Annotated in this window: 5 protein-coding genes; all 5 read left to right on the forward strand. The window is 37.3% G+C overall.

All coding sequences use genetic code 11. The features are described 5' to 3' along the window. Positions 1-10 precede the first annotated feature (10 nt). Entirely contained in the window at positions 11-748 is a 738-nt protein-coding gene (locus tag I7X29_RS14535) for an EthD domain-containing protein (RefSeq protein ID WP_198475704.1), read from the forward strand. Positions 749-850: 102 nt separating this feature from the next. Then, positions 851-3235, forward strand: coding sequence for an outer membrane beta-barrel family protein (locus tag I7X29_RS14540; RefSeq protein WP_198475707.1), 2385 nt, complete (start codon positions 851-853; stop codon positions 3233-3235). Positions 3236-3306: 71 nt separating this feature from the next. After that, a complete protein-coding gene (locus I7X29_RS14545) occupies positions 3307-3879 on the forward strand; it encodes a PhnA domain-containing protein (RefSeq protein ID WP_198475710.1) in 573 nt (190 codons plus the stop codon). A gap of 62 nt (positions 3880-3941) precedes the next feature. Next, positions 3942-5489 (forward strand): sialidase family protein, encoded by a 1548-nt coding sequence (locus I7X29_RS14550; protein WP_198475712.1) that lies wholly within the window; start codon positions 3942-3944, stop codon positions 5487-5489. 498 nt (positions 5490-5987) lie between these two features. Continuing rightward, positions 5988-14162: HYR domain-containing protein (locus I7X29_RS14555; RefSeq protein ID WP_198475714.1), on the forward strand; the 8175-nt coding region annotated here is incomplete at its 3' end.

The following is a 14162-nucleotide window of genomic DNA, read 5'->3' on the forward strand; positions in this document are numbered from 1 at the left end:
TTATATTGATATGTTTAAGATTATAATGTTTGTGCGCAAGAAACAGCATCTTAGCACAGAAGAATTTATAAAACTATGGGAAGCACATTCTCAAAAAGTAATAAACTATAAAGAAGCCCTGCTGATAAAAGATTATGCTAAAACATTTCCTTTTCAACCTACTGATGAAAAATCGTCTACACAACGAGAAACCCTCCCTTTTACCTTTGATGCTATGGGCGAATTGTGGTATGAAAGTAAAGACGATTTTCTCAGAGCCCGCAACACTCCTGAGGGACAAAAAGCCTTAGCCGACCTCCGTGCCGATGAACTCAAATTTGTAGATATGGCAAACTCCGTAATGTGGCTCGGTACTGAGGAAAAAATATTTGATAAATTACCTTTTGAAGTTAAGAGTTGGACAGTTCTCGATGAGTATTTCTATTTGTCAGATTATGCAGGAAATAGTGTAGCAGACTTTGATAAGTTAATAGCTTTGTTTTCTGAAGATATTACAATGTTAAGTGCCGATGGTTCACAAATGAAAGGGAAAACTGCAGTAATCTCCTTTTTTAAACAATTCTTTGAAAGAAATAAAACTACAAAACATCTTTGGGAAACCATTAAAGTTGCTGAAAATACTCTTGAGACTCATTGGGCTGTCTCAGGGAAACGAAAAGATGGTACTTTCTTTGCCTTTAAAGGTAAAGATACAGCAAAACTAAATTCAGAAGGTAAAATCAATTATTTAAAAGTAGAGTTTTTATAATAAAAATCATCACACGCCGGCACAAGCTACAAGCTCGTGCCTCTTTTTTTTGTAGTTTCTAAGAAAAACTTTATTTTTGCAGAGAATATACGATAAACTATTATGAAGCCTTTACTTCTATATTCCTTTTTCTTATTCAGTTATTCTCTCTTTTCTCAGTCAATAAAAGGGAAAGTTACTGATATGTACCAGCTCCCTATTGAATTTGCTGAAGTGATATTATATGAGGATAATAAACCTTTTTTAAGTGAATTATCCGGAAATAAAGGTGATTTTACATTGTCTGTAAATAAGAAAGGAAACTTTACCCTTGTGATAAGATATTTAGGTGAAATACTATACCAAAAAACAATAGTACTTAATGAAAATACAGACTTAGGGGTGCTGAAGGTTGATAATGCACATCAGTTATCAGAAGTAACCCTCACAGCAAAGAAACAACTAATTGAAAAGAAGTCGGATAGGTTGGTGTATAATGTACAAAATAGTCTACTCTCTACAGGGGTCAGTAGTGATGAATTGCTCAAAAACATTCCTCGAATCGACCCCACCAGCGACGGACTAAAAATTATCGGGAAAAGCAATGTATTAGTAATGATAGACGATAGACTGCTCAATATTTCAGGAGATGATTTAAAGAACTACTTAAAAACATTAAGGTCTGAGAATATCGACAAAATAGAGATTATAACTAATCCATCAGCAAAGTACGATGCAGCGGGGAATACGGGTCTTATCAATATCAAACTAAAGAAAAAACTAAATGCAGGCTTTGATGCCAATATCTCTTCAACTTCTATACTCAGAACCAAAGCAAGCGTAAATAACGCTTTAACACTCAATTATTCCAACGAGAAACTAATCCTCAATTACAATTTGTTTTATGGTGATGAAAATAGGAATTTTGAGAATAAAAACAAACTACTTTTCACTGATGAGCAAAGAGAGTCCATTGAAAATACTGAGAGAATAGACAAAGGATTAAGTCATCAGCTCAATGCCGACTATCAGTTAGTAAAAGCTATTAATTTGGGTTTCTACCTCAATTACAGCAACTGGGATAACAATGCTTACGGGCATTCTGAGGTTAAATTCTATAATAATGCCCAAAGTGTATTAAAAACTCAACAATTGTCTACTAATACTTTGGGTAATAATAAAGGTCTCTCATTTTCTCCTTATTTAGATATCAAATTAGATACTTTGGGTAGCCAATTAAAGTTTTATTTTAATCATAATAGAAATACGAATAATTCCACCTCTGTATTCAAAGCTAATAATTACAGAGAAGATGGACAAATATTAGAGAGTTCTTTTGAAAATAAGAATAATGTAGACTATATTTTTAAAATCAATGCTTTTGGTGCCGACTTAGAAACAACTCTTTTGAATACAAAAATTGAAATAGGTGGTAAAGGTACTTATTTTAGTAATGATAACGGAGTGAATTTCTACAATAAAATAGGCGGATTAGATGTTTTTGACACTTCAAAATCCAATGATTTTCTTTACAAAGAACGCTTATGGGCAATGTACTTAAATCTCTTTCGCAATCTTACTGAAAAACTCTTTTTAAGTGCTGGTATAAGATATGAACATACCCAAACAGAAGAAACATTAATAACCCAAAATATTACCAATGAAAAACGTTATTACAATTGGTTCCCTACCGTATCTCTTTCTTATGAGCCAAATAATAATCATTCTTATGCTCTCTCTTTCAACCAACGAATTGCAAGACCAAGTTTATATGATTTGAATCCTTTTAGGAATTACAAAGACGCCAATAATTACGAAATAGGCAATCCAGATTTATTGCCTAATATCACCACCAATGTAGAGTTTGGTTATGTGTATAAAGGAAACCTATCGTTTTCTTTATATGGTTCTAAAATAGCTGATAATTGGGCTTTTGTAGTTTCTACTGAAAATAATAACAATGTAGTAGTAACACAACCAAAGAATGTATTAACTACTTATAGTCTAGGTTCTGAGTTGGCTTATAATTGGGAGATTTCTAATCGTATATCTAATTATAGCAGTGCCAATGTTTCCTATCAACAATCTAAATCGGCAGAAGAAAGTTTGCCTGATAAGAATTTAAGAGGCATACACGGCACTTTGTTATCAAATTTCACCATAACCTTGAATAAGGATAAAACTAATAAACTGTTTTTGAATATGCTGTACAACACCAAAGGAGTTGAAGAAATGTATGTCTCTAAGAACACTTTCCTAATGCGGTTAGGAGCTTCTCTATCGTTCTTACAACAGAAATTGAATCTAAATATCTACTTAACCGACCCTTTTAACACAACAATAGCAAGGAATAGCGTCGATTATAGCACTTATAAATTTGAAAATAGAATTTTCAATGATAATCGCAGTGTACATTTTTCTGTAATCTATAAGTTTGGTAATAATCAATCTAAAACAAATGAAATACAAGTAGATAATTCAGAAAAAGATAGATTAATAAAAGAATAAATTTGTGTAGTTTGGAGAAAACTCTCTATATTTGCACATTAATTAATTGAAAATCGACAAATTAAATTAAGATGTTACAAGAACTAAAATCTCGTAGTAGTAATTGTTGTGAGCTCTGTGGAGCTACTGAAAGCCTAAGTGTATATACAGTACCTCCCGTTAGAAACGAAAGTACAGATGATAGCCTTTTGGTATGTGGTACTTGTCTTAGCCAAATACAAAATCCCGAAACGATGGATAGCAACCATTGGCGTTGCCTCAACGATAGTATGTGGAGCGAACACCGTCCTGTAAAGATAATGGCGTGGCGTCTCCTCAACCGACTCAAAAACGAAGGCTGGTCGCTCGACCTTCTAAATATGATGTATTTAGATGAGGAAGAATTCGCTTTTGCCCAAGCTTCCGACGACCATTTGGAAGAGAGCGAAAAGGTAATCCACAAAGATAGCAATGGGGCAGTACTCGCTAATGGTGATAACGTTGTGCTTATCAAAGACCTAAAAGTAAAAGGCACTAGTATGACAGCTAAACAAGGTACTGTTGTGCGCAAAATCACTCTCGACCCCGAAAACGCTGAATATATAGAAGGCAAAGTTGATGGACAACAAATCGTTATCCTCACTCAATACGTGAAAAAGGCATAATATTGTATGAATTTACATCACAACTATATTAATAATCAATTTCTAAATCAACAAATTAACAAATGAAACAACTATTTACTATTATTGCACTATGTTTTCTTAGCTTTGGCTATGCCCAAAAAGGAATGACTTTTACTCAAGCCCAAATGCCTTTGGCTACTGATAAAGATAATCTTATTACCTCATTTGTACTACCTGTAAAGCAAGGAACAGAGGTAAAAGAAATTTCTTTGCAGTTTAAAAGTAAAAATCTCAATCTTTCAGAACTCTCTGTTTATGTAGGTGCTAACGCTAAAAGAGAACAAGCAACACTTTTTGCTAAAACTTCAAATCTCAGTTGTAACACCAAACTGCAAGGAAAATTCAAAGCTACTAATGATACCCTTTTTGTTTGGGTTTCTGCCCGTACTACTCAAAAACCAGACCTCTTACAAAAACTCTACTTATCAAAGATAAAACTCACCACTAATGAGGCTAAATTCACGCTTAATAATGCTAAAAAAGAAGGACAGCGTTTTGCTATTGCTCTTCGTCAGCGTAAACAAGACGGCATAGAATGCTACCGTATACCAGGGCTTGTAACCACTAATAAAGGTACGCTGATAGCCGTTTACGACAATCGTTACAACAACTGCAAGGATTTGCAAGAAGATATCGATGTAGGAATGAGTCGTAGTACTGATGGTGGACAAACGTGGGAGCCAATGAAAAAAGTGATTGATATGGGCGAATGGGGAGGAAAACCTAACCGCCTTAATGGGGTAGGAGATCCTGCAGTTTTGGTAGATAAGCAAACCAATACTATTTGGGTGATGGGCTTGTGGCAACACGGCTTAGATCCTAAAACAATGAGTTGGTGGGGCTCTAAAAGTGGAATGACTCCTGAGGAAACAGGACAAATAGTACTAGTAAAAAGTGAAGACGATGGCAAAACGTGGAGTGAACCTATTAATATCACCTCTCAAATCAAAAATCCCGAATGGAGACTCTTTTTCCAAGGACCTGGAAGAGGTATCTCGATGAGTAATGGTACCTTGGTATTTGCAGGTCAGTTTAAGGATAAAGACCAAGTGCCTCATTCTACTATTATTTACAGCAAAGACCACGGCAAGACGTGGCACGTAGGTACAGGAGCTAAGACACACACTACTGAATCTCAAGTGGTAGAACTCTCCGATGGTTCACTAATGCTCAATATGCGCGACGACCGCAATCGCACCAACTATAAACTCTCTGATAACTATCACGGTCGTTCCGTAGCCGTTACTGCCGATATGGGCAAAACGTGGATAGAGCACAACACCTCTCGCACTGCCCTCACCGAGCCCAATTGTATGGCAAGTATCATTTCTTATAAAGATAAAAAGGGAAAACAGTATTTATTCTTCTCTAATCCTAATGATGCAAAAGATAGAATAAAAATGACTATCAAAACAAGTAATGACGAAGGGAATACTTGGGATAAACTACCTTCAATATTGTTGTATGAGCAAGCAGCTATGGGTTATTCCTGTCTTACGGTAATAGATAATAAATACATAGGTATTCTTTACGAAGGTGACGGTGATTTGCTCTTCCAGAAAATACCTATCAAAGAATTTATAAAATAATAAGGATTAATACAGGTCGTCTTGATATTCTTGTGATCAATCAATAAATTATTTGTTACAATATTTGCTACCAATTCATAGTATTCTTGCAACTATTGAATTGGTAGCTTTACATATTATAACCACCAAACACGTCTTCTTTGAAAATGCACCTATTGCAAACGCCAATTCTCAATCCTTTAAGCCTCTTAATGGAAGGTATGTAATGAATAAATATCGTATTACAAAAACGTAAAAGAAATCTTTTCTAAAGGTGTTTAACTAAAAGATTTTCTAAAAACTCAATTGTAAAAATCATTTATATTTGCTAATTATTGTTATTTAACAATGTATTAACAAGATTTAACTTTGTTCTAAAACGCTGATAAACAAATGTTTATTTAAGAAAAATTCTTCTGTAATGCTAAGTGTGTGTAAAACTATTGTTACTTTCATAAAAAAAATATACTTTTGTGAATCATTTTACGTTTTTTCAGAACAAAAGTACTCATTTCAATTATGAAAAAGTTTCTAATAGCAATTGTATTATTTGTGGTAGGTTTATCAGTATCAGCACAAGAATGTTTTGATGTCCAACTAACTCCTACCGCTGGGCAGTGTAAGTCGGATGCGAAGTTACGTGTAACAGCACAGCCTAAATCACCTATGCCTGCAGGTTGTACTTCTTCAGGTAACTACTCTGTTGAACTGACAAAACCTTCAGGAAGCCCAAGTCTACAAGCTCTTTCGGGTACTCCAGCCTCCTATGAGTTTGCCGATTTGCAACCAGGAGTTTATACGGTTACAGTCTATGATAACAACGCAGTAGGGGTAAAACCAATTGTAAGAACTGTTACCATTACTACTACCTATAAAACTATGAATATCACAGCTGAAGGTATAGCACCTACTTGTGCGGGAGTGATTGATGGACAAATACAGTTCAAAATTCCTTCTGGTGGTACAGGTCCTTTTGAAGTAACAGTTACTGATGAAAGTGGAAATATATTAATTCCTATGCAAACTTTCAATCGTCCTTCACCTGCTACGAAATTTATTACCATACAAGGAGGCCCTGGTAAAGAATTGCGTACAGGTAATGTAGTATTAGTAGTGCACGACAAAACAAATATAAGTAATGTTTGTGGAGAAACACAATACGTCCCTGTAGAAATAAAAGAACCTGAGGATCCTTCTTGTTTTGAAATTCAAATGTATCAGACCCGTTTTTCTATGGGGGCTAATTGTAAGTTCAAACTCTATTTTATAATTAGAAAAAAAGATGGGGGGTATGTATTTGCTGAGCCTTATCGAGCAGCAGCTAACAATTATTTTAAAGGAAAAGCAAAAGTAGAGATTCTCAATAGAGTTCAACCTGTTGCTACACCTCGTTTTGTAGATGAAAACTTCTATGTAGATGATTATATCTTTCAAAAAGGTGACCAAATACGCATAACCGTAAATGGAGGTAAAAATACAATTGTTCAAACTGTTGAATTAGACAATGGTATTGATATACCCCAATGTCCTTCTGACCCCCGCTATCAAATAGGATTGTATCACAATGATGCTTCTACTTATCAGTGTGGTACTGCTTCCTATACATTGTATATGTATTTTCAATATGCAGATCGTCAAGTTAAAGATGTAATCAATGGAGGTACAAGGAGAATACAAGTCAAATATAATAATGAACAAGTAAAGCCTACATTTATTGTAGAAAAAGAAACGTCTCCAGGGGTTTGGTCTACCATTACACCTGCTTGGCATACCTTTGCAGCTGATAACAATAGTGCCAGAGTAAATCTTCCCTCTTCTGGTAAATACCGTATCCGTTACCAACACCCTAATGGTTGCTCTGAACTCTGTAGGACAGTGGAATTAACGCCTCCTGCAAGCATTGACCCTGCTCAGGCTTTTAGAAATATAAGGTATGCCTATGGTGTTTATGAAAATACAGGGGCGTTCTATAGATATATTTACCGTCGTAACAAAGAAGTAATCTTTCCAATTACAGTGAAATTGACTCCTACCGATGGTCGTTCTGCAATTTCTTTCCAAACACGCTTGCCTTTTGAAACCGCTACTTATACTAAAACTATAGTTTTCCCTTTGGTACAGACTTGGAATGATGAACATTATTATGGTTGGGGCGATTTGCCAGCAGGTACTTACTCCCTTTCTATCACTGATGCTTGCGGCAATATAGCTACCACAACTGTTCAAATCGCTTTACTGCGCAAAATTACTGATTCCATTAAAGTAGAAACAACTTGTAATAGCGGAAAAGTGACTTATGATTTAGGTGAAATGTATGGCTCAACTCCTAAAGTGTACTTGACTCGTGAAACTTTTCCTGGAAATTATGTAGATATCGATACAAAAACCCCAAAAGGATATAGTCAGCAGCCTGTAGGAAGTTTTTCTAACTTATTTCCAGGTAATTACGCCTTGAAATATAGGAATTTATATTACCAAGCTACAGACAATAGCCCAGTCCATTGGCAGGTAGAGACTGCTTTACCCACTGCGGCGGGTAAATACCCTCATAGTCAAATCTATTACCATCCATTTACAGTAAAACCTCAACCCTCTTTAGATCCTGTGCTCTCGGCTTCTGCTTGTAGTGCTTCAAGCGGTTCTGGTATCATTTCTGTAGATCTAACAGGACAGCAAATTTCTTATCCACTTACCTTTACACTATTTAAAAAACCTAATCTCACCACTCCAGTGAGAGCGATCACTTTCCAAGCTACTGATCCTAACAACACTTATGCTGTCTTTAATAATTTGGACGATGGTAGTTATATGGTGCGTACTACTCATGCCTGTCAGTCAGTGCAAAACGATATTAAGGTGAAAATCAATACTGCTTTTACTCCTAATGTGGTGATAACAGCTACAGCCAATTGTCGCGGAGATCAAGCTAAATTATACTTTAGTCTATCTGATTTCTTATTCGATATTCGTTGGTATCAACTCAATGCAGCAGGACAACGTACTACCAGCACTCCTCTTGGTACACAGCGTACTTTTTCTCGTGCTATCTCCGAAACTACTACTTTTGAGGTAGAGTACCAACTCAAAAGTAATATAGGCTGTGGTGGTTCTACTACCCCTATGACCAAAACAGTAACAGTTTCTCTGCCTAAGGATACAACACCCCCAGTAATTTCAGGCTGCCCTTCTGATATTACGGTAATAGCCGATGCTGGCAAATGTAGTAAAAAAGTATCGTGGATTGAACCTACTGCTACCGATACTTGTTTCGATACAACTCGCACTACACGTTCTCATACTCCTAATACCGAATTTGGTATAGGTACACATACCGTAGTGTATACTTTCTCCGATATTTATGGTAATACCAGCACTTGTACTTTCAAAGTAATTGTAAAATCGCGTGCTTTGGAAATGACTGTAAATGCTCGCTATACCAATAACGCAGGGGTAGCAGTAACACAACTCAATCCTAATGATGAGTTTATATACGAAATTTCTTATCAAAATACAGGTCAGAATGCTATTAGTACAGCTTCTCTCACCGTGAAATTGCCCGCAAATGCAAGAGTAATCACCAATGGTAATCCTATTCTAACAGGAGCTACCCAAGGAGGAATTGCTCCAGGACAAAGCTATGACCCTATCACTAAAACCTACCTATTTAATATACCTGGTACTACTATTCCTTTGGGTGGAGCTACTAAGGTAATCAAAATCCCAATGAAACATATAGGAGGATGTGCCGAAGCGTCTAAACCTTGTGGCAATTACTTCACTATGAGCTACCAAATGAATTATGGTAGTATAACTCCTGGTTGTAATATAGCACCTCAAGCTAAAGAAGGAACTCACTCTATGACTATTAATACAGCAGGTTGTTCTCGCCAAGAAGTGTTCTGTGTAGGTAGTACACTCAACCTCACTGCAGAACAAGGTTTTGATACCTATAAATGGTTTGTTAATGGCACGCTCCAACCTACTTATACTACCTATCAATATACAGGTGCAGGAACTGCTGGCACTTACAGAGTAGAAAAAACTAAAATCTGCGATGGCGTACAAATCACAAGTGAAGAGGTAATCAACTTCCAAACAGCAACTACGGCTACAGATCCTATTCGATCTCAAGCAAACAATGTTGGAGTAACCTGTGCCGATAATAATACTTGGACAAGCCACTTTTATTTGTGTGATGGCAAAAGCAAAACTATTAGTGTGAACTATGTGAACACTACTTTCCAATGGCAACAATGGAATGGCTCTTGTACCGAATCCTCTTCTGATTGTAGAAATTCAGACGACCAATGTTGGACACCTTTGCACTCCAATAGTATTTTCCAACTCAATACCTCAGGTAAATACCGCTTAAAAGTACAAAGTGGTAGCTGTGCTAATTTCTTCTATTTCGAAGCCTTTACAGCTGGCTTAGGAGGTACTGTAACTGATGTAATTCATCAAACTGATTTTACACAAGGTTCCGTGAAAATATCAATGAATACTAATGGAATCAATTATAATATACAGATATTTGATGCAAGTGGTACAAGAGTCAAAAATATCACTACTTCTAATAGTGAAACTCTTGTAGATGGACTTTCACAAGGTACTTATACCGTAAAAGTAACCTCTCCTCAAGTAGTAGGTTGTGAACTCAACGACTCTTTTGAGATTAAAAAACTCAATAAGATGACAATGACGGCTACTTTCAAAGGTTTCAAACAGTGTAATACAGCAACCTTTGAGCTTAAAGCCGAAGGGGGCGAAGCACCTTATCATTTCTTCTTATGGTCGATAGATGGCGTACAACAGCATGCTAATGAGTCTGCAGCTTTGAATTCCACCCCTATTGCTACTCAAAGCGTGAGTGAAAGTTCTAAAACCATAGATGTGCCTAATATCACTCAAGTAGGGGAATATGTATTCTTAGTAGGTGATGCACGTAACGGAGCATTTGCTCTTTCTAATAAGGTGACAGTTACACCTCCTAATCCACATAACTTTACTGTATCGGCAACTACCGAAATTGCTTGTGCAACCCAATCTAATACCGGAATCATCAATACTATATTTGGTGTTCCTAATCAAAAACGCAAAGTAACCCTTTATACACTCGATGCTAATGGTAACCGCTTGCCTAATCCACGTACTAGTGTAGGTGGCCTGTTCACTGGCCTAACTGCCGGTACTTACGAAATATTCATCGAAGCAAAAGTAGGAGTTACTACTTGTACTTATAGCAAAAAACCTGTAGTAATTCTTCCTACTCAAAAACCATTACAAGGCTTTGCTACCATACTAGCCGATAAGTCTTGTGATACAAACAACCCTAAACAGTACAAAGTAGCTGTAGCTAATATTTCAGGCGGAACGACTCCTTATCGTTATAGTTTTGATGGAGGAGCTACTTTTGGTTCAACTGCTATAGGTTATATGGGAGCTTCAGGTAATATATTTGTTGAAGATAGCAAAGGATGTCGTATCTCATTGCCCATCAAGGTGGCTCCTGATGTAATTCCTTCAGTAGGAATAAGCTCTATTACCTATCGTTGTGATAGTGGCAATGGGGTTGTAACCCTCACTGTTTCAGCTACTGCTTCACAAACTTACGAATATAGCATTGATGGTGAAACTCCTCAATCGATGAGTGGAACCACCGTAGTGCGTGAGCTTACACCTGGGGTACACTCACTCACAATATACTACAAAACTGTAGTGACCGATACTACTACCAATGTGCTCTTTAGAGAAGATTTTGGAACAGGAAACAATGGTTGTCTCTCTGATGCTACCACAGCGTTCACTTGTGCAGCTACGGGAACCCTTTCCGATGGTAACTATATCCTCACTAAAGCAGTAACCCTCCAATCTGGTTGGGTAACAACTCCTCCTGCCGATGCTTCAGGTGGTCGCTATATGGCGATAGCAGGTAGCGGAGGCAATGAAATGGTATATGAAAAACGTTTGAACGGAATAGAACCTAACAAACCACTTTTTGTGAGTTTAGATGCAATGAGCTTGATTCCTACAGCAGGAATTGCACCTCGCTTTAATATAGAAGTTCGTAAAAGTGATGGTTCGCTACTCCTTAGCAGATATGCAGGTACGGCTACTAATGGAGCAGGGTGGACAAGCCTAAAAGCAGATTTCTTAGCTACCGAAATAACTGGATTTAGCGATAATCAACTTATTATAAGAATCGTAAATATAGCAGTTAATACCTATAACAATTTAGGCAACGACTATGTAATCGATAATATAACAGTATTCCAACAACCTAAAATCTGTAACAATAGCATCACTCAGCTCATCAATATAGAAGCTAATAAGCAAATGCGTGTTGAAAAATACGGAGCTGAGAAAAATGTAAGTTGTTATGGTAACCACGATGGTGCTGTAGCTATAAGGGTCGTAAATCCTGTTTCTAATCAAGTGAAATACACTACCGATCCTTATCAAACTACTTGGACAACCACTACACTCAACGCCCAAGGGGTCTTTACAATAACGGGGCTCTCAGCTACTCAAAACGGAGTACTTACCGTACAAGATGCTACTCAAAATACTTGTGTGATATCTCTTGCAGGTGGTTATAAAATAGGTGAACCTGGAGTGATTACACCTACTGTAATAGTAACCGATAAAGCTACTTGTTTCAATAATCAAAAAGCAAAAGTGAGAGTTTCGGCTACAGGGGGTACTCCTAACTATCGTTTCCAAGTAGGACTCATAACAGGTACCCTTAGTGCGATGTCAGCTCCTTCTATTAACCCGATAGAGTTCTCTAACCTATCACCTGGCACTTATAGTTTGGTAGTAACCGATAATAACAATTGTACTACTCAAACTACTTTCGAGATTGTAGCTCCTGATACTATTTCGGCTACTGCCGAACCGGCTTCATATTGCTATCAATTTAGTGATGCCAAATATGTAGTAATTAATATCTTGAGTGGTAATGGCAACTACAAAGTACAAAAACAAGGTAGTACAAGCATTTATGCGTTCTCTTCAGGTAGCTTCACTTACCCTGAAGAAGTAGCTTCAGGTACTCACACCTTTATGATTACCGATGGTTATGGTTGTACAACAAGTGTAACTACTAAAGTGTTTGAGGCACTTAGCTTGCAAGTATCGCCTACCTATCAACAGTATGCAAATTGTAAAGGTAATTTAGTAACCTATATGCTTACAGCAAAAGGTGGAGACCCAGCCGCTATCAAAGAATTTAGAGTGAGCACCGATAGTGGAGCTACTTATAGTACGATAGGTTCGGCAACAAGCCAAGTCGAATATGGTGCCAATGCTACTACTCATACCGATTTCAAATTCCAAGTGCGTTACTATCCTGATGGTAGCGAGTGTAAAGCTGAACAGTATATAACCTTGCGTAGTGATCCTCCGCGTTTGCTTGTAGGTACACTCACCGTTACAGCAGCTACTTGTGGTCGTGCTAATGGAGCTCTATTGCTCTCCCCGTCCGATTATCACGTTGGAACCTCTTCACACACAGTACAAGTGTTAGATGCTTCTAATGCAGTACAAACAATGACGGCTTTAGCTCCAGGAGTTTATACCTTAAAAATCACTGACGATAGAGGTTGTGAGTTTACACAAAACTTTACTGTAAATGGAGTGCCTCAACTTACCGCTACAGTCACAGTTACTAAACAAATTAGCTGTAACTCCCCTACTGCCGATTTAGCAGTGAAATTGATTACAGGAGGTAAAGCTCCTTATACAGTTAAGGTAGAAAATACAACTCATAACACTACGCAAAGTGCTACTCACAATAGTCAGGCCGCTAATACTACACTGCCATTTACAGGATTGAACTATGGTAATTACAATATTACTATTGTCGATGCTAATGGTTGTGAAACTCACTTGCAAACTGTAGTGAATGCAAATACAACCTCTATTACGGTACGTTATGATACACCTACAAATTGTAGTACTACCCATAATGCTTACGTAAAAGCAGCAAGTACAGCCTCATTCACTACTACTGCTAATGCTTACTTTGCTGTATATCGCACAGGTATCCAAAATCCAATAGCTCCTTGGATAACACCTAAGGTTGTTCCTAATAGTACAGGAGGTAGTGATACTTGGTACAAAGGTAATCCGGTAACAGGAGGTGTGGAAGCTAATATACCTAACCTTACTTCAGGGGTACGTTATACCTTTGTAGTATACAATGCCGATACAGGTTGCCGTTATACACATGAGGCTACTATACCAGTGCCTACACTTTCTACCTTAGCGGTAACTTTATCTCAAACGCCTACAACCTCTTGTGCTGAAGGTAATGATGGTAAAGTAAATTACACCCTTAGCGGTTGGCAAGCAGGTAGCACTATTAGCTGGAAAATATTCAATAATAGTACCCATCAGCAAGTAGATACAGGTACGGCGGCAGCAGTAACTACACCACAAACAGCCGGAAGTGCTTTAGCAGCAGGTCATTATTATATTGTATTTACCGAAAGCCCAAGCAATTGTACGCAAGTACTTCACTTCGAAGTAAAAAAATCTCATTTGCAAATGCAGATATCTGCAACAGCTACCCAAAAAGCTTCTTGTAATACTCAGGGTGAAGCGTGGTTGAATATCACAGGAGGTACAGCTACTTATACTTATGGATATGTAGCTTCAGGAACAGCCTACACATCATCTGTAATGACTCGTACG

This window comes from Capnocytophaga periodontitidis (genome assembly GCF_016126015.1).
GTDB classification, from domain to species: Bacteria; Bacteroidota; Bacteroidia; order Flavobacteriales; family Flavobacteriaceae; genus Capnocytophaga; species Capnocytophaga periodontitidis.